At 68.0% G+C, this 25,676-nt stretch carries 27 protein-coding genes and 1 tRNA gene; 9 read left to right on the top strand and 19 right to left on the bottom strand.

Features of this window, described 5'->3' with window-relative positions; all coding sequences use genetic code 11:
• Positions 1 to 4: 4 nt before the first annotated feature.
• Entirely contained in the window at positions 5 to 628 is a 624-nt protein-coding gene (locus tag PMES_RS12170; RefSeq protein ID WP_159966035.1) for a lytic transglycosylase domain-containing protein, read from the bottom strand.
• Positions 629 to 815: 187 nt separating this feature from the next.
• Here PMES_RS12170 and ssb point away from each other — a divergent pair, with 187 nt between their 5' ends.
• The gene (gene ssb, locus PMES_RS12165) at positions 816 to 1,325 is read left to right on the top strand and encodes a single-stranded DNA-binding protein (protein WP_159965995.1); all 510 of its coding nucleotides are present in this window, start codon (positions 816 to 818) and stop codon (positions 1,323 to 1,325) included.
• Positions 1,326 to 1,461: 136 nt separating this feature from the next.
• On the opposite strand, the gene aroB is transcribed toward ssb, so the two are convergent.
• A complete protein-coding gene (gene aroB / locus PMES_RS12160; RefSeq protein ID WP_159965994.1) occupies positions 1,462 to 2,574 on the bottom strand; it encodes a 3-dehydroquinate synthase in 1,113 nt (370 codons plus the stop codon).
• 61 nt (positions 2,575 to 2,635) lie between these two features.
• On the bottom strand, positions 2,636 to 3,175 hold the full coding sequence (locus PMES_RS12155; RefSeq protein WP_159965993.1) for a shikimate kinase: 540 nt from the start codon (positions 3,173 to 3,175) through the stop codon (positions 2,636 to 2,638).
• A 132-nt stretch (positions 3,176 to 3,307) separates the two neighbouring features.
• On the opposite strand from PMES_RS12155, the gene PMES_RS16855 reads away from it, so the two are divergent.
• From PMES_RS16855 to PMES_RS12145, 3 genes are read left to right on the top strand one after another with little or no spacing between them, the layout of a single operon-like run.
• Positions 3,308 to 3,442: a hypothetical protein gene (locus PMES_RS16855; RefSeq protein WP_268892419.1), complete on the top strand. Its 135-nt coding sequence runs from the start codon at positions 3,308 to 3,310 to the stop codon at positions 3,440 to 3,442.
• Positions 3,432 to 5,015: a hypothetical protein gene (locus PMES_RS12150; RefSeq protein ID WP_159965992.1), complete on the top strand. Its 1,584-nt coding sequence runs from the start codon at positions 3,432 to 3,434 to the stop codon at positions 5,013 to 5,015. Before PMES_RS16855 ends, PMES_RS12150 begins: the two co-directional genes overlap by 11 nt.
• Positions 5,012 to 5,941: a tyrosine recombinase gene (locus PMES_RS12145; RefSeq protein WP_159965991.1), complete on the top strand. Its 930-nt coding sequence runs from the start codon at positions 5,012 to 5,014 to the stop codon at positions 5,939 to 5,941. The genes PMES_RS12150 and PMES_RS12145 overlap by 4 nt, the downstream gene beginning before the upstream one ends.
• Here PMES_RS12145 and PMES_RS12140 read toward each other — a convergent pair.
• Positions 5,914 to 6,795 carry a metallophosphoesterase family protein gene (locus PMES_RS12140; protein ID WP_328809157.1) on the bottom strand — a complete coding sequence of 294 codons (882 nt, stop codon included), beginning with the start codon at positions 6,793 to 6,795 and terminating at the stop codon, positions 5,914 to 5,916. The genes PMES_RS12145 and PMES_RS12140 overlap by 28 nt on opposite strands.
• Before the next feature lie 42 nt (positions 6,796 to 6,837).
• Between PMES_RS12140 and PMES_RS12135 the strand changes: the two genes are divergently transcribed.
• Together PMES_RS12135 and PMES_RS12130 are read left to right on the top strand one after the other, a co-directional pair.
• Positions 6,838 to 8,148, top strand: coding sequence for an HlyC/CorC family transporter (locus tag PMES_RS12135; RefSeq protein ID WP_159965990.1), 1,311 nt, complete (start codon positions 6,838 to 6,840; stop codon positions 8,146 to 8,148).
• A gap of 243 nt (positions 8,149 to 8,391) precedes the next feature.
• Entirely contained in the window at positions 8,392 to 9,273 is an 882-nt protein-coding gene (locus PMES_RS12130) for a hypothetical protein (protein WP_159965989.1), read from the top strand.
• Positions 9,274 to 9,440: 167 nt separating this feature from the next.
• On the opposite strand, the gene PMES_RS12125 is transcribed toward PMES_RS12130, so the two are convergent.
• The 3 genes from PMES_RS12125 to PMES_RS12115 are packed head-to-tail and all read right to left on the bottom strand — an operon-like array spanning position 9,441 to position 12,904.
• Positions 9,441 to 10,958, bottom strand: a complete 1,518-nt coding sequence (locus PMES_RS12125) for a carboxypeptidase M32 (protein WP_159965988.1) — start codon at positions 10,956 to 10,958, stop codon at positions 9,441 to 9,443.
• Entirely contained in the window at positions 10,955 to 12,112 is a 1,158-nt protein-coding gene (gene ctaA / locus PMES_RS12120; RefSeq protein ID WP_159965987.1) for a heme A synthase, read from the bottom strand. The genes PMES_RS12125 and ctaA overlap by 4 nt, the downstream gene beginning before the upstream one ends.
• A 57-nt stretch (positions 12,113 to 12,169) precedes the next feature.
• The gene (locus PMES_RS12115) at positions 12,170 to 12,904 is read right to left on the bottom strand and encodes an RNA methyltransferase (RefSeq protein WP_159965986.1); all 735 of its coding nucleotides are present in this window, start codon (positions 12,902 to 12,904) and stop codon (positions 12,170 to 12,172) included.
• A 238-nt stretch (positions 12,905 to 13,142) separates the two neighbouring features.
• Here PMES_RS12115 and PMES_RS12110 point away from each other — a divergent pair, with 238 nt between their 5' ends.
• The gene (locus PMES_RS12110) at positions 13,143 to 13,763 is read left to right on the top strand and encodes a thiamine phosphate synthase (RefSeq protein ID WP_159965985.1); all 621 of its coding nucleotides are present in this window, start codon (positions 13,143 to 13,145) and stop codon (positions 13,761 to 13,763) included.
• On the opposite strand, the gene olsA is transcribed toward PMES_RS12110, so the two are convergent.
• The 3 genes from olsA to PMES_RS12095 all read right to left on the bottom strand — a co-directional run bounded on the left by olsA (position 13,756) and on the right by PMES_RS12095 (position 15,691).
• Complete coding sequence (gene olsA / locus PMES_RS12105; RefSeq protein WP_201289001.1) at positions 13,756 to 14,583, bottom strand: lyso-ornithine lipid O-acyltransferase; 828 nt, start codon at positions 14,581 to 14,583, stop codon at positions 13,756 to 13,758. The genes PMES_RS12110 and olsA overlap by 8 nt on opposite strands.
• On the bottom strand, positions 14,580 to 15,344 hold the full coding sequence (gene olsB / locus PMES_RS12100; RefSeq protein WP_159965984.1) for an L-ornithine N(alpha)-acyltransferase: 765 nt from the start codon (positions 15,342 to 15,344) through the stop codon (positions 14,580 to 14,582). Before olsB ends, olsA begins: the two co-directional genes overlap by 4 nt.
• 164 nt (positions 15,345 to 15,508) lie before the next feature.
• On the bottom strand, positions 15,509 to 15,691 hold the full coding sequence (locus PMES_RS12095) for a DUF3553 domain-containing protein (RefSeq protein WP_159965983.1): 183 nt from the start codon (positions 15,689 to 15,691) through the stop codon (positions 15,509 to 15,511).
• A gap of 30 nt (positions 15,692 to 15,721) precedes the next feature.
• Between PMES_RS12095 and PMES_RS12090 the strand changes: the two genes are divergently transcribed.
• Positions 15,722 to 16,312 (top strand): histidine phosphotransferase family protein, encoded by a 591-nt coding sequence (locus tag PMES_RS12090; protein WP_159965982.1) that lies wholly within the window; start codon positions 15,722 to 15,724, stop codon positions 16,310 to 16,312.
• 9 nt (positions 16,313 to 16,321) lie between these two features.
• Here PMES_RS12090 and PMES_RS12085 read toward each other — a convergent pair whose 3' ends face one another.
• From PMES_RS12085 to PMES_RS12045, 9 genes are all read right to left on the bottom strand, one after another.
• Positions 16,322 to 17,587, bottom strand: a complete 1,266-nt coding sequence (locus PMES_RS12085) for a glutamate-5-semialdehyde dehydrogenase (RefSeq protein ID WP_159965981.1) — start codon at positions 17,585 to 17,587, stop codon at positions 16,322 to 16,324.
• A gap of 50 nt (positions 17,588 to 17,637) precedes the next feature.
• Entirely contained in the window at positions 17,638 to 18,744 is a 1,107-nt protein-coding gene (gene proB, locus PMES_RS12080) for a glutamate 5-kinase (RefSeq protein ID WP_159965980.1), read from the bottom strand.
• Complete coding sequence (gene obgE, locus PMES_RS12075; RefSeq protein WP_159965979.1) at positions 18,732 to 19,781, bottom strand: GTPase ObgE; 1,050 nt, start codon at positions 19,779 to 19,781, stop codon at positions 18,732 to 18,734. The genes proB and obgE overlap by 13 nt, the downstream gene beginning before the upstream one ends.
• Positions 19,778 to 20,854, bottom strand: a complete 1,077-nt coding sequence (locus PMES_RS12070) for a GNAT family N-acetyltransferase (RefSeq protein ID WP_159965978.1) — start codon at positions 20,852 to 20,854, stop codon at positions 19,778 to 19,780. Before PMES_RS12070 ends, obgE begins: the two co-directional genes overlap by 4 nt.
• Positions 20,827 to 21,366, bottom strand: a complete 540-nt coding sequence (locus PMES_RS12065) for a GNAT family N-acetyltransferase (RefSeq protein ID WP_159966032.1) — start codon at positions 21,364 to 21,366, stop codon at positions 20,827 to 20,829. Before PMES_RS12065 ends, PMES_RS12070 begins: the two co-directional genes overlap by 28 nt.
• Before the next feature lie 291 nt (positions 21,367 to 21,657).
• Positions 21,658 to 21,927 (bottom strand): 50S ribosomal protein L27, encoded by a 270-nt coding sequence (gene rpmA, locus PMES_RS12060; protein WP_159965977.1) that lies wholly within the window; start codon positions 21,925 to 21,927, stop codon positions 21,658 to 21,660.
• Between the two features lie 13 nt (positions 21,928 to 21,940).
• Entirely contained in the window at positions 21,941 to 22,594 is a 654-nt protein-coding gene (locus tag PMES_RS12055; RefSeq protein WP_159965976.1) for a 50S ribosomal protein L21, read from the bottom strand.
• A gap of 206 nt (positions 22,595 to 22,800) precedes the next feature.
• Positions 22,801 to 23,877 carry a hypothetical protein gene (locus tag PMES_RS12050; RefSeq protein WP_159965975.1) on the bottom strand — a complete coding sequence of 359 codons (1,077 nt, stop codon included), beginning with the start codon at positions 23,875 to 23,877 and terminating at the stop codon, positions 22,801 to 22,803.
• A gap of 9 nt (positions 23,878 to 23,886) precedes the next feature.
• Positions 23,887 to 24,804, bottom strand: a complete 918-nt coding sequence (locus tag PMES_RS12045) for a DUF2059 domain-containing protein (protein ID WP_159965974.1) — start codon at positions 24,802 to 24,804, stop codon at positions 23,887 to 23,889.
• Between the two features lie 218 nt (positions 24,805 to 25,022).
• On the opposite strand from PMES_RS12045, the gene PMES_RS12040 reads away from it, so the two are divergent.
• Positions 25,023 to 25,112 (top strand) — tRNA-Ser (locus PMES_RS12040).
• Positions 25,113 to 25,676 lie beyond the last annotated feature (564 nt).

Genomic DNA, 25,676 nt, shown 5'->3' with positions numbered 1-25,676 from the left:
CGGCCTAGCTGCCCCAGATCTTGAGCACGTAGTTCCGGGTCTCCGAATAGGGCGGGATACCGCCGTAACGTTGCACCGCGCCGGGCCCGGCATTGTAGGCGGCAAGGGCGAGCCGCCAGTCCTTGAAGCGGTCATATTGCTGCTTGAGGTAGATCGCACCGCCCTCCAGGTTCTGTCCTGGCAGGGTCGGATCGACACGAAGCTCCCTCGCGGTGCCGGGCATCAGCTGCGCCAGCCCGATCGCTCCCGCCCGCGATCGGGCACGCGCGTTCCAGCCCGATTCCTGCTGCACCAGGCGCAGGAACAGCTCTTCGGGAACGCCATTGCGGCGTGCTGCCGCCCGAGCAAGCTTGAGATAGGGCCCTCGATACTTGCCTTTGTATCCCGGCGCCGCCGCCTTGCGTTCGGGCTCGGGCGCCGCGGGCTCGGCCGCCTTGGCCGCCCCCGGTGCGATCAGGCGCGCAGAGGCGAGATATTGCTGCGCCGCGCGGCCGTCCAGAACGCCTGTCTGGCTCTGGAAGATCGCGAGACGGCTCTGACCGGCCGCGGTTTCGGCGCGTGTGGCCGTGCCGGCCATGCCGAGCGCGAGAAGAAGGACCGGCGCGAGGGCCGCTTGGATCATTCGCATCATCTGCCTTTCGAGGAATCGGGATGCGATGAAAATGACCGCGAAAGACTAACAAACTCATAGGCGGGACCATTCCGGGGTGCGGCGTCACCGCCCGGGGGGTGCGGAGGCTGCGGTTCCACCGTGTCGCTCGGCGCCGCGCCGGGGTATAAGCGCAGCCGAATGTCAGAATCGAGGGAGCGACAACATGGCAGGATCGGTCAACAAGGTGATCTTGATCGGAAATCTCGGGCGTGACCCCGAGGTGCGCAGCTTTCAGAACGGCGGCAAGGTCTGCAACCTGCGGATCGCGACCTCCGAGACTTGGAAGGACAAGGCCACAGGCGAGCGCAAGGAGCGCACCGAATGGCACAGCGTCGCGATCTTCTCGGAGCCGCTCGCGCGGGTGGCCGAGCAATATCTGCGCAAGGGCTCGAAGGTCTATATCGAGGGCCAGCTCGAAACCCGCAAATGGCAGGACCAGTCCGGCCAGGACCGCTATTCCACCGAGGTGGTGTTGCGGCCCTTCCGCTCCGAGCTGACGATGCTCGACGGGCGCGGCGAGGGCGGCGCCGGCGGGGGCAGTCAGGGCGGCGGCTATTCCGATGACGGCAATTTCGGCGGCGGTTATGGCGGCCAGGGCGGCCAGGGCAACTACGGCGGCGGCGGTGGCGGCGGTGGCCGGTCCAACGACATGGATGACGAGATCCCGTTCTGAGCCGAAGGGGCCGGGATGCATGTCCCGGCCTCCCCTGCTAGTCCCGCGGCCATGCTTGGGCGATGAGCGGTGCCGTCCGGCCTCCGGGCTTGCACGCGGGCCCGGCGAAGGCGTCCGAAGCGCCGAGGCCCTTGGGTCAGCCGTGGGCGAGCGCGTCCTCCAGAACCCCGAGCACCGCCGCGCGGTCGACATCCTCCGCCACGAAGGCCGCGCCGATACCGCGCGCAAGGATGAACCGCAGGCGGCCATCCACCACCTTCTTGTCCTGCCCCATGAGCTCCAGAAGGGCTTCCGCGCCCGGCAGATCGCCGGGAATGTCACTCAGGTCCGTCTTCAGGCCCATCGCGTTCAGATGCGCGCGCACCCGGCCGGGCTCCTCTTGCGAACACAGGCCCAGCCGCGCCGAAAGCTCGAAGGCGAGCGCGCACCCGATCGCAACGCCCTCGCCATGCAGCAGCCGGTCCGAATAGCCCGTGGCCGCCTCCAGCGCATGACAGAAGGTATGGCCGAGATTGAGTAGCGCCCTCTCCCCCTGTTCGGTCTCGTCGCGCGCCACGATGCCGGCCTTTGCCGCCACCGAGCGGCGCACCGCTTCCTGCCGGACCCCGCCGTCACCATCCGCGAGGGCGGGCCCGTTGGTCTCGAGCCAGTCGAAAAAGCGCGCATCGCCCAGGAGGCCGTATTTCATGACCTCGCCATAGCCGGCGAGAAGGTCGCGTCGCGGCAGGGTGGCCAGCGCGTCGATATCGGCCAGGACGAGGCTCGGCTGATGGAAGGCCCCGATGAGGTTCTTGCCCTGCGGCGCGTTGATGCCGGTCTTGCCGCCGACCGAGCTGTCGACCTGAGCCAGCAGCGATGTCGGGATCTGCACGAAGCGCACACCCCGGCGCAGCACCGCCGCCGCGAAACCGGCAAGATCGCCGATCACCCCGCCCCCCAGGGCGATGACCATGTCGCGGCGCTCGATCCGGCAGGCAAGCAGCCATTCCGTGGTGCGGGTGAACTGCGGCCAGGACTTCGTGCCCTCCCCGGCGGGCAGGACCAGCGCGTCCGACGCGATGCCCGCACGCCCCAGGGCATCCTCGAGCGGGCCGAGATGCAGCGCGGCGACATTCTCGTCGGTGACGATGGCGACCTTCCGGCGGGCCAGTAGCGGCGCGATCTGCGCACCGGCCTCGCCGATCAGGCCGGGCCCGATCCGCACCTCGTAGCTGCGTGTTCCGAGGCTGACCTCGACGGTATCGTTCATGCCTTCGCTCTTTCCCGCGGCCCGGATCCCTGCAAGGGCGGGCCGCGCTTCATCCGTGTTGCTATCCGAGCAGGTCGGGCCGGCCGGCCATCGCGTCGCGCACCTTGTGCGCCATCGCCTCGACCGACAGATCGGCCATGCTTTCGACGATGATGTCGGCAAGCGCATAGACCGGCTCGCGCTTGGCGCAGAGCTCCGCGAGCGTGGCGCGCGGGTTCGGCGTGCGCAGCAGCGGGCGCGTGTCCTTGTGCCTCACGCGGCTCCAGAGCGTTGCGAGATCCGCCTTCAGCCAGACCGACACGCCCCGCTCCCCGATCATCGTGCGGTTCGCCGGGTTCATGAACGCCCCGCCGCCCGTCGACAGGATCGCCGGCGGACCTTCCATCAGACGCGCGATGACCTGCGATTCGCGATCCCTGAAGAAGGCCTCGCCATCGCGGGCGAAGATCTCCGCGATGCTCATATTCGCCGCGCGCTCGATCTCCGCATCCGAATCGATGAAGGGCACGCCCAGCAGCTTGGCCAGCGCGGTCCCCACCGCGGTTTTGCCGGCGCCCATCATGCCGACCATCACCACCGACTTGTTCAACTCACTGGCCAAACGGCATTGTCTCGCTCAATTCTTGTTCGTCTTGTCTGAATGGCGTGATCTTGCCGGAAAGACCATATATAAATGCGCCGAGGATGACGCAGACGCATCCATTCCGACAGGCGCGCAAGGAAGGCACCCCCCATGTTCAGACTAATCAAGCTATTGCTATTCCTTGCGATTGTCGGGTTCCTCGCGCTTGTGGCCTATGCCTATCTTGGCGATCTGGAGCCCGATCGCTCCGAAGTGGTCCAGCCCGTGACCCTGGATGAGAGCTGAGCTGTTTCGCGGCATTGCCCCGCGCCGCCGGATGCCGGACCATAATGCCGCCCTGCGCCCCGTCCTCGCCTGGCATGGGGCGCGCCGGCACGCCGCGGCGCTTGCCCTGCACGCTGCATGCATCCTCTCGGGGCTCGCCGCTGCATTGCCCGCCAATGCCGCCCCGGGCATGTTGACCGAAGGGTCCGCCGGCGGCTCCGCCCTGCCCGGCCCGGTGACCGTGACCCGGCTCGGGGCGCCCGAGCTCGACAGGATCGGCCTTTATCCCGCACAGCGCGCCGGCCTTGATGCCGGGCTCTGGGGAGCGACCTCGCGCGATGTGCTGGTCAGGCTGATCGCGCATGATCATTCCGAAAGCCTCCCCGCTCTGAGGGATCTCTTCACCGAGATGCTCCTCGCCGAGCTCGATCCGCCGCGCGAGGATGGCGAGGGAACCCGCCTGTTCCTGGCCCGCGTGGACGCGCTCCTGATGCTTGGCGATCTTGCCGGCGCGCAGGCGCTGATCGATGCCGCGCAGCGCGACGATCCCGAATTTTCAATGCGGCGCTTCGACATCGCCTTGCTGAGCGGCACCGAGGATCTCGCCTGTCAGAGGATGCGCGAGCGTCCAGGCGCCGGGGCCGGTTATGCCGCGCGGGTCTTCTGCCTCGCGCGCAGCGGTGAATGGGACACGGCCGCGCTGACACTCGAAAGCGCCGAGGCGCTCGATCTCGTCTCCGGCGCCGAGCTCGACCTGCTGCACCGCTTCCTCGAGATCGAGCACGAGGATGCACCGCCGTCCCCGCCCAAGCCGCGCCACCCCACGCCACTCGAATTCACCATGTTCGAAGCGATCGGCGAGCCCTACCGCACGGCGGGACTGCCGCTGATCTATGCCCATGCCGATCTGCGGCCGATCATCGGATGGAAGGCCCGGCTCGAGGCCGCCGAGCGGCTGGCGCGGGCGGGGGCCATCTCGCCCGAACGCCTGTGGGACATCTACGGCGAGCGCAGCCCCGCCGCGTCGGGGGGCCTGTGGGACCGTGTCGGCGCCGTCCAGAAGCTCGAGGCGGCCTTGCGCGAGGCGGATGCGGATGCCGTCGGGCAAGCCCTTCCCACCGCCTGGCGGGCGATGCAGGCGGCCGGGCTGGAATTGCCGCTGGCGCGCCAGCACGGCGCCGCGCTGGCCCGCCTTCCCTTGGAAGGCGCGGCGGCGCGCATCGCGCTGGAGGCCGGGCTGCTCTCGGGGGCACGCACACGCATCGCCGGGCAGGCGATCCCGCAGGACCGGCAGGATGCATTCCTCATCGCCCTGGCGCGCGGGGTGCCGCAAAGCGCCGAGCCGCAGAGCCTCCAGGCGCGCGCCATCGCCGAGGGGTTCGAAACCGCGGCGCCGCCGCCGCGTCTTGCCGGCCTTCTGCGCGAGGGACGCTCGGGCGAGGCGCTTCTCCTGGCGCTCGATCTGCTCGACGAGGGAGAGGCGGGCAATTACGAAGCTCTGCGGGACGGGATCGCGCTGCTGCTGCAGATGGGTTTGCGGACGGTGGCTATCGAGACGGGGCTCCAACTTCTGCTTCTGGAGCGTCGCGGATGACCATGGGCCACAGGATCGAGGCATTCCTCGAGGCGCAGGCGGCCGAGCTCGGCGCGGCGCGCAACACGCGCCTGGCCTATGCCCGCGATCTGCGCAGTTTCGCCGACTGGCTGGAGCGCCGCGGCAGCGATTTCGACCGGGCGGCGCAGGGCGACATCGAGGCTTATCTCGTTGATTGCGATGCGCAGGGACTGTCGCGCGCGACGCGGGCGAGGCGCCTGTCGGCGATCCGGCAGCTCTACCGCTTCGCCTTCGAGGAGGGTTGGCGCGAGAGCAATCCCGCGATCACGATGAAAGGTCCCGGCCGCGACAGGCGGCTGCCCGGGACGCTCGATCACGACGAGGTCGATCGTCTGCTGACCGCCGCGCGCGGCACCGCCCGCGCCGAGGCCGACCGGCTGCGCAACACCTGCCTGATGGAGCTTCTCTACGCGACGGGCATGCGGGTGAGCGAGCTGGTCTCGCTGCCCCTGTCGGCCGCGCGGGGTGATCCACAGATGCTTTTGGTGCGCGGCAAGGGCGGGCGTGAGCGTCTGATCCCCCTCTCCGCTCCGGCAAGGCGCGCACTCGCCGACTGGCTGGCGGTCCTCGATGCAAGAAACGACGCGGCGCCGGCGGGTACGGTCGCCCCGCGTTTTCTCTTTCCCTCACATGGCGCGGCGGGACATCTCACGCGGCATCGCTTCTATGTCATGGTCAAGGAATTCGCGGTGGCCGGCGGCGTCTCGCCGGGCAAGGTGACGCCGCATACGCTGCGCCATGCCTTCGCGACGCACCTGCTCGCCGGTGGCGCCGATCTCAGGGCCATTCAGACGATGCTGGGTCACGCTGACCTCTCGACCACCGAGATCTACACCCATGTCCTCGATGCACGGCTCAATGCCCTCGTGCTCGAGCATCACCCCTTGGCGCGCAAAGGCGAGTAACCCGCATGACAGCCCGCCCGCCGCATCTGTGGCGGCAGCACGTCCTCGCTCGGCCAGAGCCCGCTCTCGAGTGCCGCGTGATAGCCCTGCACCAGACCGGCATTCTCCATCGCGGCGCGTGCCGCGCGGTGATCGTAGCATAGCCGCTCGATCCGCGGCCCCTGCTCCGTAAGCCGCGCGTAACGCGTCATCGGGCGCCCGTCATGGGGCGGCATCCCGATGACACCGGCATTCACCCAGGAGACGCGGCCGAGATCACGCTGGAAGGGAATGCCGCAATGACCCGCGAGGACGACATCGACGGGGCCGGCCGCATCCTCGATCGCCTCGATCTCCTCGGCGAAGACCGCATCGGGATCGCAAGGCCACACGAAACGCGCCACATCGCGCACGCCGCCATGGATCACCGCGTGGCGCAGCCCGCGATGGGTGAAGGTGATCATCCGGGGCAAGGCACCGAGCCGCCGGCGCAAGGGCGGGTCGATCCGGGCATCGGCATGGGCGAACCAGCCGCGCGATGCCAGATCGCATGCCGATCCTTCGGTGAAACCGCAGCCGCAATCGGAGGCTCCCGCGGCCAGTTGCAGCTCGCAATTGCCCGCGATCGAGGTGCATCCCCAATCGAGCAGCAAGGCTGCGCAGCGCGCGGGATCGGCGCCATAGGCGACAAGATCCCCGGTGCAGATCACCCGCTCCGGCCCGATCCCCGCCTCCTGCGCCGCGCCGATCAGCGCCTGCGCCGCCTGCAGGTTCGAATAAGCGCCCCCGAAGACCAGCACATCACCCGTCAGCTCGCCCAGATCGTGCATGTTGCCGCCCCTCTCCTCGCCCGCGCCCGCTTGATCCCGGACCATCGGCGCCCCATAACATGACACGCAAACCACAAGGCAGGCCACATGGAAACCGCGACCCCCGTCTTCGACAGTGCCTTCTGGCTCATCAGCGCCTCGATCCTCGGCCTGCTGGTGCTGTCGGCCTTCTTCTCGGGCTCGGAGACGGCACTGACCGCCGCCTCGCGCGGCAAGCTGCGGGCCCAGGCCGACAAGGGCTCCACCGGCGCGGCCCGAGCGCTCAAGATCACCGAGGACAACGAGCGGCTGATCGGCTCCGTCCTGCTCGGCAACAACCTCGTGAACATTCTTGCCACATCGCTGGCGACGGCACTCTTCACGCGCGTCTTCGGGGATTCGGGCGTGGCGCTCGCGACGCTGATCATGACCCTCCTGGTGCTGATCTTCGCCGAGGTGCTGCCCAAGACCTATGCCATCACCAATGCCGAGCGGGCTGCCTCCGGGGTCAGCGGCATGATCGCGCTGCTGATCCGCGTCACCGCGCCGATCGTCGGCTTCGTCCGGATGCTGGTGCGCGGCGTGCTGCGCCTCTTCGGCGTGCGGACCGATCCCGACACGCATATCCTTGCCGTGCGCGAGGAGATCGAGGGCGCGCTCAACCTCGGACATTCCGAAGGGGTGGTTGAAAAGGAAGATCGCGACCGGATCCTCGGCGCGCTCGATCTGGGCGAACGCACGGTCGAGGAAATCATGCTGCATCGCTCCAAGATCGAGATGATCGACGCCGAACTGCCCCCCGTCGAGGTTCTGGAGCAGTGCCTCAAATCCTCCCATACCCGCCTGCCCGTCTACAGGGCGACGATGGAGAACATCATCGGGGTGATCCATGCCAAGGATCTGCTGCGGGCGATGTATGCCCGCCAGCGCGACGCCGACGAGGGCAACAAGGGCTTTGACGATTTCGACATTCTGGGTGTCGCGATGAAACCCTACTTCGTGCCCGAGACGACGACGCTCGACGAGCAGATGCGCCAGTTCCTGCATCGGCACACGCATTTCGCGCTCGTGGTGGACGAATATGGCGCCCTGCAGGGGCTCATCACGCTCGAGGACATCCTCGAGGAGATCGTCGGCGAGATCACCGACGAGTTCGACCTCGACGCCGAGCATCCGCTGCGCCGTGCCGAGAACGGCGATTACATCGTCGATGGCGGGATGACGATCCGCGACATCAACCGGCAGACCGACTGGAGCCTGCCGGATGACGAGGCGAACACCGTGGCCGGCCTGGTCATCCACGAGGCGCAGACCATCCCCACGCAAGGACAGGTCTTCACCTTCCATGGGTTTCGATTCGAGGTTGCGCAGCGCAAGGACAACCGGATCACCCGGTTGCGGATTCGCCCGCTCGACTGACGAAATTCGTCCGGGGGCCATTTAATCGCGAAATGCTGTAATTTGAACAACGGCGGAACGTTGCCGCCCCTGCGGGGGCGATTGGCGAAACGCTGCCAAGTAGCCCGATTTGTTGCGCAGCCAACACCATTATGCCGGGCTGGCGAAGAAATCTTTGCAAAACGCCCTCACTGTTTCGACGCAGTGTTTTCACGCGCTTATCCTGTCTAGACTGATCGGCATTGAAAGCATGTGGATTTTGCCATGACCTATCGTACAGAACGCCTCGAACTCGCCATCTCTGCCGCTCGTGAACACGGTGCGCCGCGCAGGCAAGCCCATTCCTCGATCCTTGTTCCCAGCCAGTGCGGTGCCGAGCGGGCCAAGCCCCGCGCCACCGGTCCGGGCCCCTACGTGACCGGCCAGATCGAGAGCCGGAAGGTGATCCGCAAGAAGCGCGAGACCGCAGCCGAGCCCCTGATCCCGACCGTTCTGCGCAGCGAGCGCGGCAGCGCCGAGGTCACGCAGTTCCGCCGCACCGCGCAAAGCCGATCGCCGATCAAGGGCGTGCGCACGCCGCGCGGCGCCAAGGTCCGCGGCCAGGCGCAGGCGTCCCCCTCGGCCGTCGATCTGCACGCCGCCGCGCAGTCCGCCGCCGCCCGCAAGGCAAAGGAGGCAGCGCGCGAGGCTGCCCTGCAGGAGGCCATCGAGGCGGCGAGCCGCCCGCCCGTGCACGCCCCCGTCGCAAGCGAGCTGCCCGCCGCGCAGGACAGCAAGGCCGATGCACGGTCCGGGGCTTCGGATGCTGGGCGCAAGACGGCCGAGCCGCTCCTGCTCATGCCAGAGGCGCTGGCACCGGACGCTTTCGTCACCGGCGCCCCCGCGCCACTCGCCGCCCAGGAGGACAGCACGCAGGCCGAGGCGCATGGCCGCTCGCCCCTGCTGGCGGGGGTCCTCTCCCTGCTGCTGTGCGGATCGGGACAGATTTACAATCGCGAATGGGCCAAGGGCCTGATGATGATGATGCTCAGCATCGTCCTCTGGGCGATCCTGCTGGGCTGGCTGATCAACATCTGGTCCGTCTGCCAGGCCGTCTTCCGGGCCAGCCGGACGCGCGGCGAGGCACAGGGCGCGGCACCGGCCTGACGCGTTTTGGCAGGCCCGCAGCCGACGCCGCGGGTTCACGCCTTCCCGTCGTGCGAATAGGGGGTCCTGCTCCCCCGCGGCGGACTCGGGGGGCGGCGCGCCTGCTGCCAGCGCCGCCGCCCCGAGCTTTGGAAAAGCCGCGCCCCGCAAGCGGCGAGGCGGGCCGATCAGAGCCCGTAGATCCCCGAGAACTTGTCGTCGAGATAGGAAAGCAGCGGCGCCGCCGTGGGGGCGCTGCCGGTCGCATGGGCGATCGTCTCGGCCGGGCCGCGCAAGGCACCGTGCCGCTGCACCTTCTCGCCCAGCCATGCCGTCGCAGGGGACGGATCGCCCTGCGCGAGGGCCGTGTCGAGTTCCGGCAAGTCGCGCCTGAGCGCGGCGTTCAGGCAGCCCGCATAGACGTTGCCGAGCGTGTATGTCGGGAAATAGCCGAAGAGCCCCACGGACCAGTGGACATCCTGCAGCATACCGTTCGAGGGACGGTCCACGGCATGACCGAAATCCTCGTGGAACCGCACGCACCAGGCCTCTTCCAGATCACCCACCGCGAGGCTGCCGTCGATCAGCGATCGCTCCAGCTCGAAGCGGAGCATGACATGCAAGTTGTATTGCACCTCGTCAGCCTCGGTGCGGATGAAGCCGCGTTGCAGCCGGTTGACCGCGCCGTAGAATTCCGCCTCGTCCATCCCCAGATCACCGAACCGGCGGCTCATCTCGGCGTGGAGCCAGGCGGTGAAAGGGCGCGAGCGGGCGAGCTGGTTCTCGTAAAGGCGGCTCTGGCTCTCATGCACGCCCATCGAGGCCCCGTGGCCGATCGCGCTGAGCGCGTAGGCGGGGCTCACATTCTGCTCGTAGGCCGCGTGCCCCACTTCGTGCACCGTCGAATAGATGCAGTTGAACGGGTCCTGCGGATCGACGCGGGTGGTGATCCGCACATCGTCGCCCGAGCCCGACGAGAAGGGATGCACGGCGATATCGATCCGGCCGCGCGCCATGTCATAGCCGAACCGCTCGGCGATCAATTGCGCCAGGGCGCGCTGCTGCTCGGGCGCGAAACGGCCCTTCAGGACGGGCGGCGCCTTGCCGGCACCGAGCGCGCGGTCGCGCAGCGCGCGCAAGCCCGGACGCAGTTCGGCGAAAAGCGTCTCGATCGCCGCCGCGCTCGTGCCCGGCTCGTAATCCTGAAGCAGGGTGTCGTAGAGATCGCCCCCCCGCGCGATCGCGGCGGCCTCCTCGCGTCGCAGCGCGACGACCTCGGACAGGACCGGCAGGAAGGCGCCCGTATCCTCGGCAGCACGGGCGGCGGCCCATTTGCCCTGCGCAAGGCTGATGACCCGGGCCAGTTCGGAGGCAAGCGCTGCGGGAACTCGGGCGGCCCGCTCGTGCTGGCGCGCGATCTCGCGCAGGTTGGCCGCGCCGGCCGCATCGGGCGCTTCCGCCCGCGCGAGCCATTCACCGACACGCGGATCACTGCGCCGGGCGTGGAGCACCTCCTCCAGCGCCGCCGTTTCCACCGAGCGCTGCTCGGACGCGCCGCGCGGCATCACCGTCTCCTGGTCCCAGCCGAGGCGTCCGGCGATCTGCCCGAGCGCCTCACTGCTCCGCTGATGGGCCATCAGGGCCGCGAAGGCCGCAGCGCCGTCACTACCCGGCGCAGGTGTCGCCGCGGTGCGCGATCGGTTCATCGGACTGCTCCCGCCGTACCGCGCACGGATTGCGCCAAGGGGTAGGATGCCCGGTGCACGGCCCGCAGGACCAGCACCCAGAGCACGACCGCGCCCAGCTGATGCAGGATCGCGATATGCCAGGGCGCGCCATGCAGAACCGTCGCGATGCCGATCACCATCTGCAACAGCATCATCGCCAGCATCGCGGCGAAGGCACCGCGCGTCGCGGCATTGGCCGAGCGGCGCGCGCGCCACCAGATACCGACCCCGGCAATCAGCAGGAGATAACCGCTCATCCGGTGCATGAACTGCACGAGGGCGTCATTCTCGAAGAAGTTGCGCCACAGGGGCGTCATCTCGAAGGGAAAGGGCGGCCAGAAACCGCCGCCCATCAAGGGCCAGTCGACATAGTTGCGCCCCGCGTCGATGCCGGCCACGAGCGCGCCCAGCAGGATCTGCACGAAGGTCAGCGCCGCGAGGCCGATGCCGAGCTGCCGCAGCCGGTGCTCGCGCCAGCGCCGCGCCTGCATCAGGCCCGCCTCGGGCCGCGACAGCGACAGCGCATACCAGGCGATCAGCCCCAGGATCACGAAGGCCAGGCCCAGATGGGTCGCAAGACGGTAGGAGGCCACATCGAGCCGCTCGCCCTCGAGCCCGGAAGACACCATCCACCATCCGATCGCGCCTTGCAGGCCGCCGAGCCCGCCGAGCAGAAGCAGCCTGCCGGTCCAGCCCGCGGGGATGCGGCGCGCCAGTGCGAAACCGGCGAAACCGATCGCCCAGACAAGGCCGATCACCCGGCCGAGCTGCCTGTGACCCCATTCCCACCAATAGATGAACTGGAATTGCGACAGACTCATTCCCTTGTTCTGCAGCTGGTATTCGGGGATCTCGCGATACTTGTCGAAGGCCGTCTGCCAATCCGCCACCGAAAGCGGTGGCAGGACGCCCGTCACCGGTTTCCACTCGGTGATCGACAGCCCGCTATCGGTCAGGCGCGTCAATCCGCCCACGGCGATCATCACGACGACCATGGCGAAGAGCACCCAGAGCCAGATGCGGATACCCCGCCGCGCGCCGCGCGACTTGGCGGCGATCGCGCCCACGGGTGCCGGTGCGGCCCTGCCGTTCTCCCGGCCCACATCCTCGAAGATCGAACGCTTGGTGCTCATGACGGTCCTTTCCCGGCTGGCGCTTGGACAGTAGACATGGCCCTCGCCGCCTTCAAGTCACTCGGGCCCGCCGCGGCCCCGAACCAATTGACGCAGCACCCCGTGCAGAAGCTGCACATCGGCGCGCATCAGGGGCATCCGCGACCACAGGTTGCGCAGCACGCGCCGCATATGCGGTGCCTTCTCCTCGGGAAAGAAGAAACCGGCCTGCTCGAGGCGCCGCTCGTAATGCTCGGCCAGGGTCTCGACGTCGAGCACCGTCGCAGGCTCCGTCCCGGCCATCTCCAGCGTCTCGCCGGCGCGCTCCGTCACCTCGCGCTGCCACTCATACCCCATCAGCAGGACACATTGCGCAAGGTTGAGCGAGGGAAATTCGGGGTTCACCGGGACGGTGATGATGCCATTGGCCCGCGTGATGTCGTCATTCTCGAGCCCTGCGCGCTCGGGCCCGAAAAGAACCGCCACCTTGCGTCCCTCCCCCGTCAGCGCGCGCGCCTTGCGCATCGCGGCCTCCGGGGTGAAGACCGGCTTGATCATGCCGCGCGGCCGTGCGGTCGTGGCAAAGACGTAATGGGCGTCCTGCACCGCATCCGCCACGTCGCCATGCAGGGTGGCACTGTCCAGAAGCCGGCCCGCGCCGCTGGCCAGGGCGGCGGCACGCGGGTTCGGCCATCCGTCGCGCGGCGCGATCACCCGCATCTCGTTCAGACCGAAATTCCACATGGCGCGGGCGGCGGCCCCGATATTCTCGCCCATCTGCGGGCGGACGAGGACGAAGGCGGGCTGTGTCATGAACGGGGGCTCCGGGCAGCGGCGCGGCCAGGTGACAGGCCGTGGGTCGGCGGCGGTGATAGGCGGCGGCGCCCCGAAGGGCAAGCACCGCAGCGGATGCGCGCCCCTCTGAGCCGCGCAATGGCCGCCCGAGCCCCGCGCCCGCGGTCGGGGCAAGGGAGGGCCGCCGGACCGCATCGTGATGGTCAAGCCAGGCGCGCTGCGATATAGCGCCCGCACGCATGACAGGAGCACGATCATGGCCGAGACCGCACAACCGCAACTCTATCTCATCACCCCTCCGACCCTGTCGCTCGAGAGCTTCCCCGATCAGCTCGCCGCCATCCTCGACAGCGTGCCCGTCGCCTGCGTCAGGCTCGCGCTGGCGGGATCGGACGAGGATGCGATGGCGCGGGCGGGCGATGCGCTGCGCGAGGTGGCCCATGCGCGCGACGTGGCGCTCGTGATGGCCGAGCATGTGCAGCTCGCCGAGCGGCTCGGCCTCGACGGGGTGCATGTCTCGGGCGGCAAGCACAACCTGCGCAAGCTGCGCGAGGAGCTGGGGGCGGATGCGATCCTCGGAACCCATTGCGGCACGTCCCGCCATGACGGGATGAATGCCGGCGAGGCGGGGGCCGATTACGTCTGCTTCGGTCCTGCGGGGACGAGCGGGCTTGGCACCGGCGCGCAGGCCGAGGCCGAACTTTTCGAATGGTGGTCGGAGATGATCGAGGTGCCGGTGGTTGCCGAAGGCGCGCTGGACCTTGCCACGATCGAGCGGCTCGCGCCCTTCACCGATTTCTTCGGCATCGGCGACGAGATCTGGAACCGCGATGCCCCGCTCGAGGCGCTGCGCGCGCTTTGTGCGCCGATCAGCTAGGCTCGGCGTCGAGGCCGCTGCGCACGATCCCCTCGGCCCCGGCGGCCAGCGCCTTGCGATCGGCGAAATCGGCGGGCGCATGCGGTTCGTGATAGATCACGTCGACGCGCCCCTGCCCGGGAGCGGCGAGCACCTTCAGAAGATGCTGGCCAAACCCCATGCTGCCCCACCAGGCGTAGAACCGCGGGTCGGCGCCGGGCGGCGCGGTGAACCGCACGGTCACGGGCTGCACCTTGAAGCCGTCCGGCAGTTCCGGTGCGAAGAAGGCCGAGAAGAGCGTCGTGCGAAAGGGCAGCACGCGCCGCCCATCCGTCGATGTTCCCTCCGGGAAGAAGAGCAAACGATCGCCCCGGCGCATCCGTTCGATCATGGCGTCGCGCTGTTTTTGCGACTGGCGCCTGTCGCGCTGGATGAAGAGGGTTCCGGCCGCGCGGGCGAGCGGCCCGATCCCCGGCCAGGACGCCACTTCGGCCTTGGAGACGAAGAAGACCGGATCGGCGGCGTTGATCGCGAATATGTCGAGCCACGAGCTGTGATTTGCGACGAGCGCGGCCGGCGGACCGGCCGGGCGCCCCTCACGGCCATGGCCGATGCCCAGAAGCCACAGCGCGCCCCGGCACGACCATTTCGCGATGCGCGGTGTCAGGCGGCGCGCGCCGCGCAGGGCGACACGTTCGGCAAGGCGCGCCGCCAGAAGCGCGGACAGCGCCGCCGTGACCAGCAGCGCGAGCGGCAGGCCGCGCCGCACCGCCCGCGCATGGCCCGCGATCCCGATCGCCGGCTCGTCCGGCATCTCCTCCGAGTACCAGGTAAAGCTCAAACCACCCCCCGGCCATAGAGGGTCGCGAGCTTGGGGTTCATGCGCGCCGTGTCGAGCACCAGGCAGACATCGGTCGTGTTGAAGGCCGTATCGAGATAGGCGCCGTGGCCCACATGTCCGCCAAGGCGCAGATAGGCCTTGATGAGCGAGGGTATGCCCCTGATCGCGGCGAGCCTGTCGATGGCGTCATCGGCGACGAGGTCCATCGGCTCGAATCTGCGCGAGACGGGACGGATCTCCTCTGGTGCCAGGTAGCGGTGATGGAGGAAGGAGAGCGGCTGGGCGAGCGCGGCGATCCGGGTGCCATGGAAGGAGGCCACGCCGAAGAGAACCTCGATCTCGTGGCGCCGCACGTAATCGGCAAGCCCGCTCCACAGGTGATGCATCGCGCTGCCGCCGCGGTAATCGGGATGCAGGCAGGAGCGGCCCAGCTCGAGCAGCTTGCGGCCGCTGCGCATGAGGGGCGCGAGGTCGTATTCGGCCGCGCCGTAGAAGCCGCCGACCGCGGCCGCGCTGTCCGATCTGAGCAACCTGTAGGCGCCGATGACGCGCTCCTCCTCGGGCCGCGCGTCGTCGCAGAGCAGCAGGTGATCGTAGAAGGGATCGAAGGCGTCCGTCTCACGGCGCTGGGAATGGTCCACCATCGGCCCGTCGCCGCCAAGTTCCGCCACGAAAACCTCGTAGCGCAGGCGCTGCGCGCGTAGAAGGTCATCCTCGCAACTGGCGAGGCGAAGCGAGAAACGAGGTTCGATCCTGGACATGGGCTTCCACGGGTCAGCGGCGCGGGAGGACGGCGCCGGCCCCGTGATTAGGGCGCAGCGCCGCTCTTGGCAACAACGCAGCTGGGAAACGGCGGAACCGGGCCAAGTATAAACAGAAAATTAACCAAGATCATGCTAGGGGTGGAAGGCAGCTCGCCTTGGGTTCAGGATTCGTTAATGATGACCAGATTGACCCGTGATCCGTCTATCACAACCTTCCCCTCCTCGCGGAACATCACCGTGACCGTCCCCCCTATGTTGGACTGGACCTGGCCGGGGCCCCAATCGGGGCGCTGCGGGTGGCTGACGATCATCCCCGGCTCGAGCAGCGCTGTCATGTCGTTCATGGGTGGAACCCTTCATCTTGGAGGTGCCGCGTGAGCCAGGATCTGACCGCGCTCCTGGGATCGCGCATCTGCCACGACCTGACCAGCCCTCTCGGGGCGATCGGCAATGGCGTCGAATTGCTCAGCATGACCGGGCTCGAGGGCACGCCCGAACTGGCCATGATCAGCGAGAGTGTCGAAAGTGCCAATGGGCGCATCAGGTATTTCCGCATCGCCTACGGGGCCGCCTCCCCCGGACAGCAGCTGGGCTGCAACGAGATCAAGTCAATCCTCGATGCCGTCGGCCGGCCCCGAAAGCTTGCGATCACCCTCCATGCCGAGGACGACATCGCGCGCGACGAGGCGCGGCTCATCTTCCTTATTCTGCAATGCTGCGAGACGGCCCTGCCTTGGGGTGGGACCGTCGATGTCGCCCCGCGCGGCGGCGGCTGGCGCATCGTCGCCGCGGGCGCCAGGATGCGCGAGATCGACGCGCTCTGGGAGCAACTCAAGGTTTCCCCGCCCCCGGCGGAGGTCGCCGCGGCAGAGGTGCATTTCCCCCTCGCGCGCGAAGCCGCGCGCGCCCTCGGCAGACCGATCACCCTGCACCGGCGTCAGCTGCGCCTCGAGTTCAGCATCTAGACGCCGCGCCTAGCTGCGGATCGCCCCGTCGCCGGAGACGAGATATTTGAAGCTGGTCAACTGCTCGGCCCCCACCGGCCCGCGGGCATGCATCTTGCCGGTGGCGATCCCGATCTCGGCGCCCATGCCGAACTCCGCCCCGTCTGCGAATTGCGTCGAGGCATTGTGCATCACGATCGCGCTGTCGAGCTCGGCGCCGAAACGGTCGGCCGCCGCCTGGTCCTCGGTGATGATGCAGTCAGTATGCTGCGATCCGTAGCGCCGGACATGCGCGATCGCCGCGTCGAGGCCGGACACGCTGCGCACCGCCATCTTGGCATCGAGATATTCGCGGCCCCAGTCATCCTCCTGCGCCGGCTGCGTGCCTTCGATCTTGCGGAGCGATTCGTCGACGCGCAGTTCGACGCCGGCATCGAGCAGCGCGCGCATCACGCCCTGCCCCACCGTGTCGACGATATCCTCGTGGATGAGCAGGCATTCGGCCGCCCCGCAGATACCCGTCCGCCGCGTCTTGGCGTTGAGCACCACGCGCAGCGCCTTCTCGGGATCGGCTTCCCTGTCGAGATAGACATGAACGATCCCCTCGAGGTGGGCAAAGACGGGAACGCGCGCCTCGCGCTCGACCAGCGCGACGAGGCTCTTGCCGCCGCGCGGCACGATCACGTCGATCATGCCGGTCATCGACAGCATCTCGCCCACGGCGGCGCGCTCGCGGGTCGGCACCCTCTGGATCGATGCCTGCGGCAGATCGGCCGCGGCAAGGCCAGCGGCAAGGCAGTCGGCGATGACGCCGGAACTCTCGAAACTCTCGGAGCCGCCGCGCAGGATGACGGCATTGCCCGCCCGAAGGCACAACGCCCCGGCATCGGCGGTCACGTTCGGGCGGCTCTCATAGATCACCCCGATTACACCCAAGGGCGTGCGTACGCGGCGAATATGGATGCCCGAGGGGCGATCCCATTCGGCCATCACCTGCCCCACCGGATCCGCTTGCCGCGCGATCGCGAGAACCCCGTCGCGCATCGCGGCAATGCGCGTCTCGTCGAGCATCAGCCGGTCGAGCATCGCCGCGGCAAGCCCCTTTTCACGGGCGAGCGCCATGTCGCGCTCGTTGGCCTCCACGATCTCCGCGCGGCGCTCCCACAAGGTTCGCGCCGCCACCTCGAGCGCATGGCTGCGCCGCTCCGCACTCGCGCAGGACAGGGCTTGTGCGGCACTGCGCGCATCGCGCCCGATCTTCTGCATCATCTGGTGGATATCGGTTTCTGCGGTCATCGGATCACTCTCGTCTCATGCGCATCGCGGCGCTGTTGTCCCGGGCCTGTTCAGATCGCGAGGTCATCGCGGTGGATCAGGGCGGCCCGTCCCGGATACCCCAATGTGGGCTCGATCTCCGAGGAGTGGCGCCCCCGGATCGCCTCGGCTTCCTGTGAGGTATAGCGCGTCAGGCCGATCGCGATCACGCCGCCCTGCGGCCCCGCCACGCTGACCGGATCCCCGCGGCCGAAGCGGCCGGAGACGGCCCGGACCCCGGCGGGCAGCAGCGAGCGCCCGGCCGAGAGCGCCGCCTCGGCGCCTGCGTCGATGCTGATCGTGCCGCGCGGCTTCATCGCGGCGATCCAGGCCTTGCGCGCCGTTTGCGGATCCGTCTCGGCGGTGAACCAGGTGCAGGGCGCCCCGGCCTCGAGGAGCGACAGGGCATGCTCGGGCGCGCCTTGGGTGATCGCCATGGCGCATCCCGCGCCCGTCGCGGTCCGCGCGGCCATCAGCTTGGTTTTCATTCCGCCCTTAGACAGGCCCGATCCGGCATCACCGGCCATCGCCTCGATCTCCGGGGTGATCCGGTCGATGACATCGTAGCGGCGCGCCTGCGGGTCGATCTGCGGGTTGGCGCTGTAGAACCCGTCGACATCGGAGAGCAGCACGAGGCAATCGGCACCGACGGTCACGGCGATCTGCGCGGCGAGGCGGTCATTGTCGCCGTAGCGGATCTCGTCGGTGGCCACGGTGTCGTTCTCGTTGACGATCGGAATGGCGCCGAGGCCGAGCAGCTGCGCGAGGGTGGCGCGAGTGTTGAGATAGCGGCGCCGGTCCTCGCTGTCCTCGAGCGTGACGAGCACCTGCGCCGCGATCAGGCCATGGGGTGCCAGCATCTCCTCATAGGCGCGCGCAAGACGGATCTGCCCCACGGCAGCGGCGGCCTGCGCCTGTTCCAGCGGCAAGGAGCCCTGCTCGAGGCCGAGCACGCCGCGCCCCAGCGCGATCGAGCCCGAGGAGACGAGCACCACATCCGTGCCGCGCGCCTTGATGCGCGCGACATCCTGCGCCAAGGCCGCGAGCCAGCCTGCGCGAAGATCGCCGCTCTCGCGGTCAACGAGAAGCGCGGAGCCGATCTTGACGACCAGGCGCCGCGCGCCGTTCAGGGCGTCCAAGGCGCGTCCTCCGCATCCTCGCCGCCGGCCTCCGCGATCTTCTGGCGCACCCGGTCATCGGTGATCTCGGCCCGCACGGCGCGCAGGACTTCCGTCAGGCCCTCGCGGCTGACGCCGGACATCATCATCACCGGTCCGGCCACCGCCTCGAGCGCGGCGCGGGCCTCGGCGCGTTCCTCGTCGTCGAGCGCGTCGATCTTGTTGAGGGCGGTCACGCGCGGCTTCTCGGCAAGAACGACGCCATAGGCCTCGAGCTCCTCGATGATCGTCTCGTAATCACCCGCCACGTCCTCGGAGGTGCCGTCCACGAGATGCAGCAGCACGGCGCAGCGTTCGACATGGCCGAGGAACTTGTCGCCGATCCCCCGCCCCTCATGAGCGCCGGCGATCAGCCCGGGGATGTCGGCCACGACGAATTCGGCCTTGTCGACCCCGACCACCCCGAGGTTGGGATGCAGCGTGGTGAAGGGATAATCGGCGATCTTGGGACGGGCATTCGAGGTCGCCGCGAGGAAGGTCGACTTGCCGGCATTCGGCAATCCCAGCAATCCTGCATCCGCGATGAGCTTGAGCCGAAGCCACAGCACGCGCTCGACACCGGGCTGCCCGCCATTCGAACGACGGGGCGCCTGGTTGGTCGAGCTCTTGAAATGCAGGTTCCCCCATCCGCCATTGCCGCCCTTGGCGATCACCAGGCGCTGGCCCAGCTCGGCAAGATCGGCCAAGACCGTCTCCTCGTCCTCGTCGAGTACTTCCGTGCCGACCGGCACTTTCAGGACGATGTCGTCACCGTCGCGGCCCGTGCGTTGCTTGCCCATGCCGGGCTGGCCGTTCTTGGCGAAGAAATGTTGCTGGTAGCGGAAGTCGATAAGGGTATTGAGACCGTCCACTGCCTCGATCACCACATCGCCGCCATTGCCGCCATCACCGCCGTCCGGACCGCCATATTCGATATATTTCTCCCGGCGGAACGACGCGCAACCGCTGCCGCCCGATCCGGAACGAACATTGACCTTGGCGAGATCGAGGAATTTCATGTGCTGCCTCTCTGACTCATCGGGCTCAGGCGATAGAGCAGTATGGGTGCCGGCTCAAGCCGCGCGGGCGAATGACCCGTCCCCGTGCCGATCTGCCGGAAGCCCAGCTTGCGCAGCACGGCGCCCGAAGCGGGATTGTCGGCATAGTGATCCGCCTCCACCCGGTCGATGCCGAAGCGGCGGGCACAATCGGCGAGGAAAGCCGAGAGCGCCTCGGTCGCGTAGCCGCGTCCCCAAAGCGCGGGATCGATGAAGAAGGCGCAGGACAGCGGCGCGCCGCCAAGGCCGGCCACGCCCCCGAGGCGCCCGCCCGGAAGCACGATCGCGGCCCGGAAGCCGGGCCGGCCACGATAGCGCGACAGAGCGATCCAGCGCTCCACATCCGCGCGCAGCCAAGGCATCGCCGTGGACATCGTCATCGGGGCCACGCGGGGATCGGAGCCGATCCGCTGCACCGCGCGCCAATCGCCGGGCCGCAGCTCGCGCAGGCGCAGGCGCGGCGTCTCCAGCCTGTAGCGGCGCAGGGCGCGCCAGGTGCCCCGCTCGAGAGTGAGGCGCTGTGCGGGAACCTGCTGGCCGAGCGGGGCGGCCGCGACAAGGCCGCCGCCATCCGCACGAAAGCCCGCCTTGCGCAGCACCGCCGCCGAACGCGCATTGCTCTGGTAGAGCGCGGCGTGCAGCGTGCCAGCCGCGGGACGGGAGAAATGCGCGTCGATCACCGCTTCCACCGCCTCGGTGGCGAACCCCTGTCCCCAGGCATGCCTCGCGATCCAGTAGCCCAGCTCCGGCTGCAACGCGATACCGCCGATCGCCGCGCCCTCGTGCTCGATCGTCCAGACGCGGCCGGGCGCCGAGGCGGCTTGCGCGATGAACTGGCGCGCGGCTTCCTCGGTATAGGGATAGCTCACCTCGCCGAGCCAGCGTGCCACGTCGTAATTGCCAAGGCCCGGCAGGATATGCGGCAGGTCGCCCTCGTGGACGGGACGCAGCCGCAGCCGGGCGCTGGTCAGGACCGGCGCCCCGCCGGGCCGCGTCAGCTTCAACTTCAGTCGAGCTTGAGAGAATAGGTCCATGTCGGCACCGTCGCGCCGCGGGAGACGGAATAGGTCTCCGCATCGCCGATATAGTTGAACCCCGCATTGGTCAGGACCCGCGCCGAGGCCGGATTGTCCTGGAAGACCGAGGCGAAGATGGTGCAGCACCCTTGTGGATTGGCCGAGATCAGCGCCTTGACCGTCTCGGAGGCCACCCCGGTGTTCCAGCTCGACGGCGCGACCCAGTAGCCAATCTCCGATTGCAGGCGGTCCATCCGCTTGAGGGAAATCACGCCGACGACCTCGCCCATCTCGGTGGCGCTGCCGTCGATGACCCAGCAATCCTCCGTATGACCGGGCGTCATTGCCCGCTCGATGAAGGCCTCCGTCGCACCGGGCGGCAGTGGATGGGGGATCGAGGCGGTGGCCCGCGCCACGCGCTCGTCGCTGGTATACATCCGCATCAGGCCGGCATCCGAGATACGCGGCGGACGCAGGGTAAAGCGTCCGGACCTGATGGTGGGCTGGGTGTCCAGCACGGTGATGTTCATGTCGCTTTCCTCCTCGATCACGTTGCCGGGGCGCTCCCTCACCCGGCCGATCTTCGCCCCGTTTCCCAAAACAGGACAAAGCTCTTGGCGCGCACCTTGCCACTCTGGCGGCAAGGGATCCACCTGTCGGGGGCCGAACCGCGTCCGTGCCACCGGAAATCTGAGCTTAGGTCATTCCGACCGCACGCCAAAATCAATAAAGGGGGATCGGGTACACCCCGATCCCCCGGATCTTGCCCAGATGGGCGTTGCCGCGCGCGGCGCAACCGCCCGATCCGAGGATCGCGTGGATTACTCCGCCGCTTCCGCCTGCGCCACGACCGAGATGAAGGTCCGGCCTTTAAGGCCCTTGCGGAAGGTCACGTTGCCCTCGGCGGTCGCGAAGATGGTATGGTCGCGGCCAAGACCGACGCCCTCGCCCGGCCACCACTTGGTGCCGCGCTGACGCACGATGATGTTGCCCGGGATAACGGCTTCGCCGCCGAACTTCTTGACGCCGAGGCGCCGGCCCGCGGAGTCGCGGCCGTTGCGGGAGGAACCGCCTGCTTTTTTATGTGCCATTTGGTCTTACTCCTTACTCGCCAGAGAGCGATTTGGCCTGAGCGACCCAATCGTCCTTCTCGATCTTACCTTTGGTGCCGAGCTTCTCGTCCCACTCGGCGACATCTGCATCGGACCAGCCCGCGATCTGCGCAAAGGTCGTCACGCCTTGCGCGATCATCGTCTCGGCCATTTTCGGGCCGACACCCTTGAGCTTCTTCATGTCATCGGCTTCGGCCGCCTTCTCGCCGGCACCGCCGGTGGCGACGCGCTGCTTCATCTCGGCCTGCTGCGTGGCGTTCATCGCATAGCGCCCGCCACGGGCACCGCTGCGCCCTGTGCCGCCGGTGCCGACCGCTGCCTTCACGCCGCTGTCGCCAGCACCGCTCTCGAGCAGGTCGGTCACGCGCAGAAGCGTCAGCTGCTGGCGGTGGCCCTTGGTGCGCTGCGAGCCGTGCTTACGGCGACGCTTGACGAAATGGATGACCTTCTCGCCCTTGATCTGCTCGATCACCTCGGCCTGGACACCGGCGCCCTCGACGAGGGGAACGCCGACGGTACCGCCGATCATGAGAATGTCGTTGAACTGAACTTTTTCACCGGCTTCGGCAGCGAGTTTCTCGACACGCAGAACATCTCCGCTCTGCACCCGATACTGCTTTCCACCGGTCTTGAGGACCGCGAACATATGCGTCTTCCTTTTTCACCGCGTCCTTCGGCTCCGGCATGCGCGATGCGCGGATTGTGGCGGCGTGATGCCCGACCGGCCTGGGACAGCGCGCCCATGCGGGCGACATTGCAAGCACCCGCCGGCCACATGCCGGACGGGAATGCGGGCTTATCGATGCGATCGGGCGTCCTGTCAACCCTTGCGCGCGGGCCTCGCGCGCGGAGTCAGCCTTGCGCGATCCACGTCTCGAGCGCTTCGGCGGCACGGTCGAGATTGCGCTCGATATCGCCGTAGGCGGCAAGGAGCGGCGCGGCCGGCCCCAGCGGATCCTCTGCGTCGAGAAAGGCCTCGAAGGCGGCCCCATCGGTGATCTGGGCAAGCGGTTCAAGCTCGGCGCGGTTATTGTCCAGAACCCCCACCGGAACGCCTGCCCCGAGCGCATCGAGCACCACCGTGGAGGGATGGGTGAGGACCCGGTCGCTGAAGGCCAGAACGTCGTTGATCGTCGAAAAGCGCAAGGCGCCCTCGTGACGGTCCGACAGGAGCACGTTCGCGCGCCCGGAGATGAGCTTGGCAACCGCGGGGCCTACCTCGGCATGGCGCCGTCCGCGATGACCGCGCAGGATGAAGAGCGTATCGGGCCGTGCATCGAAGACCCGGGCCCAGGTCGCGAAGGCCCGGTCGCGGGCGCGCGTGTCGTAATTGGCTTCTTCATGCCCGTAGTTATGGGCGATGAGGACGACTTGCCGGGCCGCCGCGATCCGCGCGGCGAGATCGGCATCGGGCGCGCGCAGGGGTAGCCGGTTGGTCTTGATCAGGCCCGTTTCCACGATCCTCGGCACCGGTCCGTCGAATATCTCCGCCCTCTGGCGCGCATCGAGATCGCGCCACAGCAGCAGCAACTCCGAATGATACCGCCAGCGCCGCCCGCCGAGCGTGTAGTTCAAGCCGCCCTGGAACATGCCATGCTGCACCATCGCAACCCGGCGCCCCGTCCCGCGCGTATAGACGTCGCGCAACCGTGTCTTCTTGCCATAGGCGATCGGGTCCGAATGGGTCAGGATCGCGTCGGCCCGCATGATCCGTCCCAGCGAGAAGACCTCGAGCGCGGCAAGAGAGACCTGCTCGGCGCCGATATCAGCCCGCTCCAGAAGGTCGGCCACCCGCGGCTCGGTCTGCCGGATCCGCGGGCCGACCACCGTCTCGCAGCGAATGCGCCCTCGATGCGCCAGCCGTTCGACCAGCGGAAAGCATGCATCGAACGCCGCCATATGCGGCAGGAAGGTCAGCAGGGTCTTCATGGGGGCGCCTCAGATATCCTCGCCGCGCATGTAGGTCGCCGCGGCGAAGCCCAGGGCGCGTGAGATCTGCGCATACATCACGTCGAAGGCACCGAAGAGCGCCCGGTTCAATGCTTGCGCGGGGGCGCCGCGCGAGAATTCGGCGTATTGCGCGATCTGCTCGTCACTCAGCGGCTCATAGGCGAGCGCGAGATAGGCCCCGATCCATTCGGCGGTATCGGTGCGGATTTCCTCCTCCTGGCCCCAGACATCGGTGAGGATCTGCTCCTCGTTGATATCCGGGGAGGCCATGTCCCCCTGCCCGTCCAGGAGCCCGGTATAGAAGGCATAGTTCGAGTTCATCGCCCCCATCACATTCCATTCGACCAGGTCGCCGATCTCGATCAGCTCGGCGAGCGCGTCGGTGCGCGGCCCGCCATCCTTCAGCATCTGCGCGTAACGCGTGCGGGCCGCTTCCTCGGCGCCCTCCATCGCCATCGCCACCCGCGCCTCGATCTCGAGCGCGACGATGCGCTGGCCGAGCGGGCTTTCGAAGAAGGCGACGAGCGGTGCCGTATCGACTCCCGCGAGCCTTTCTGCCAGTTCGGATCGCACCAGCCTGTCCAGGACGGCCGCATCATGGATCTGCGAGACCGTCTCCTCCCAGCCGGCGGCATTCTGTCCCGCGAGAAGGTCCGCCTTGAGATCCGCACCGTAATCGAGCCCTTCGGCGCGCATCGTCTCGATCACTTGTCCAAGGCCAAGCGCGTCGAAAAGCGCATCGATGGAGGCCGAGTCATCCTTTGGGGTTGCGGACTGCGTTTCGGAGGCCATGGGAGCGGCGGCGGGGTCCTGCTGCCCTGCCTCCTGCGCCGCAACGGCGCCCTGCATGGAGCTCAAAGGCAACAGGCCCGCAGCAACGGCGATGAGGGCAAATCGTAGGCGCATGGTCGAGCTTCCCGTTCCGCGCGGCCCAGATGCAGCGCCGGGCCAATCTAGAAGTCTTGGCGCCCGCTGCCAAGGGTGGCCCGGGCCATCGCCCCCGCGCCGCTTTCGGAAGCCTGCCAATGCCCCTCGAGAGCGTGCCGTCAAAACCGTCTCCGATACCAAGAAAACGGTTGCGCGGCCCCGGCTAGCCCATTACGAGGCATCCCGTGACCCTTCGCGGAGAGGTGCCGGAGTGGTCGAACGGGGCGGTCTCGAAAACCGTTGAGGGTGCAAGCCCTCCCAGGGTTCGAATCCCTGTCTCTCCGCCACTTTGGGCCTGATGCGATGCGCATACGCCCATAGAAACAAGAGATTTCAGCGCAATGTGCCTGAAAATGCCTCTCAATTTGCTCCACTTTTTGCTCCACGTTTTCTTGGGCCCGCGCCGGTGTATCGTCGGAAGCGAGGACCTCCCGCCCATCTCGGTGGGCCAGGAAGCGTGCACCCCGCCTGACCTACTGGCCTGGCCAGATCAGCAGAGCACCGTGGACGATCAGCAGCATGACAATCGCAATGCGCACGAGGTTTCTGCGCAGCCAGACATGGGCGCGGGTGCAGTATTTCATCGGTTTCTCCTGTGAGGTTGGTGGCGCGCCAGCAGCTTCGTAGCAGCGAAGGAGTGGTGATCATCGCCGACGCGCCGAACGCCGGGAGATCCGATCCCGGCGCCGGGGCCTCGCGGCCCCTCAAGGGACGGCGCCCACGCGGGCGCCGCCGGATCATTTTGAATCAATCATGCGGATACTCATCTTGATCGCTTCGGCGAAGTCGATTGCCCTCCGGACAGCCTGGCACAGCTCCACGAGCGGCGGCAGGGCCTCTTGGAGCGCCTC

This window comes from Profundibacterium mesophilum KAUST100406-0324, assembly GCF_009835145.1.
Taxonomy (GTDB): Bacteria; Pseudomonadota; Alphaproteobacteria; order Rhodobacterales; family Rhodobacteraceae; genus Profundibacterium; species Profundibacterium mesophilum.
Note: the sequence above shows the minus strand (reverse complement) of the source record. Positions and strands in the feature narration are given on the sequence as shown.

Excerpts from the sequence above, each read along its gene's own strand:
- PMES_RS12065 (WP_159966032.1), bottom strand. The coding sequence starts at position 21,366 with ATGAACATCACCGTGCTGGACACCCAGCCCACCATCAGGTCCGGACGC.
- olsB (WP_159965984.1), bottom strand. The coding sequence starts at position 15,344 with ATGTCCAGGATCGAACCTCGTTTCTCGCTTCGCCTCGCCAGTTGCGAG.
- PMES_RS12135 (WP_159965990.1), top strand. The coding sequence starts at position 6,838 with ATGGAAACCGCGACCCCCGTCTTCGACAGTGCCTTCTGGCTCATCAGC.
- rpmA (WP_159965977.1), bottom strand. The coding sequence starts at position 21,927 with ATGGCACATAAAAAAGCAGGCGGTTCCTCCCGCAACGGCCGCGACTCC.
- PMES_RS12150 (WP_159965992.1), top strand. The coding sequence starts at position 3,432 with ATGAGAGCTGAGCTGTTTCGCGGCATTGCCCCGCGCCGCCGGATGCCG.
- PMES_RS12085 (WP_159965981.1), bottom strand. The coding sequence starts at position 17,587 with ATGACCGCAGAAACCGATATCCACCAGATGATGCAGAAGATCGGGCGC.
- ssb (WP_159965995.1), top strand. The coding sequence starts at position 816 with ATGGCAGGATCGGTCAACAAGGTGATCTTGATCGGAAATCTCGGGCGT.
- PMES_RS12045 (WP_159965974.1), bottom strand. The coding sequence starts at position 24,804 with ATGCGCCTACGATTTGCCCTCATCGCCGTTGCTGCGGGCCTGTTGCCT.
- ctaA (WP_159965987.1), bottom strand. The coding sequence starts at position 12,112 with ATGAGCACCAAGCGTTCGATCTTCGAGGATGTGGGCCGGGAGAACGGC.
- PMES_RS12170 (WP_159966035.1), bottom strand. The coding sequence starts at position 628 with ATGCGAATGATCCAAGCGGCCCTCGCGCCGGTCCTTCTTCTCGCGCTC.
- aroB (WP_159965994.1), bottom strand. The coding sequence starts at position 2,574 with ATGAACGATACCGTCGAGGTCAGCCTCGGAACACGCAGCTACGAGGTG.
- PMES_RS12110 (WP_159965985.1), top strand. The coding sequence starts at position 13,143 with ATGGCCGAGACCGCACAACCGCAACTCTATCTCATCACCCCTCCGACC.
- PMES_RS12095 (WP_159965983.1), bottom strand. The coding sequence starts at position 15,691 with ATGAACGACATGACAGCGCTGCTCGAGCCGGGGATGATCGTCAGCCAC.
- PMES_RS12050 (WP_159965975.1), bottom strand. The coding sequence starts at position 23,877 with ATGAAGACCCTGCTGACCTTCCTGCCGCATATGGCGGCGTTCGATGCA.
- PMES_RS12145 (WP_159965991.1), top strand. The coding sequence starts at position 5,012 with ATGACCATGGGCCACAGGATCGAGGCATTCCTCGAGGCGCAGGCGGCC.
- PMES_RS12130 (WP_159965989.1), top strand. The coding sequence starts at position 8,392 with ATGACCTATCGTACAGAACGCCTCGAACTCGCCATCTCTGCCGCTCGT.
- obgE (WP_159965979.1), bottom strand. The coding sequence starts at position 19,781 with ATGAAATTCCTCGATCTCGCCAAGGTCAATGTTCGTTCCGGATCGGGC.
- PMES_RS12125 (WP_159965988.1), bottom strand. The coding sequence starts at position 10,958 with ATGAACCGATCGCGCACCGCGGCGACACCTGCGCCGGGTAGTGACGGC.
- PMES_RS12070 (WP_159965978.1), bottom strand. The coding sequence starts at position 20,854 with ATGGACCTATTCTCTCAAGCTCGACTGAAGTTGAAGCTGACGCGGCCC.
- PMES_RS12140 (WP_328809157.1), bottom strand. The coding sequence starts at position 6,795 with ATGGTCCGGGATCAAGCGGGCGCGGGCGAGGAGAGGGGCGGCAACATG.
- PMES_RS16855 (WP_268892419.1), top strand. The coding sequence starts at position 3,308 with ATGTTCAGACTAATCAAGCTATTGCTATTCCTTGCGATTGTCGGGTTC.
- PMES_RS12055 (WP_159965976.1), bottom strand. The coding sequence starts at position 22,594 with ATGTTCGCGGTCCTCAAGACCGGTGGAAAGCAGTATCGGGTGCAGAGC.
- PMES_RS12115 (WP_159965986.1), bottom strand. The coding sequence starts at position 12,904 with ATGACACAGCCCGCCTTCGTCCTCGTCCGCCCGCAGATGGGCGAGAAT.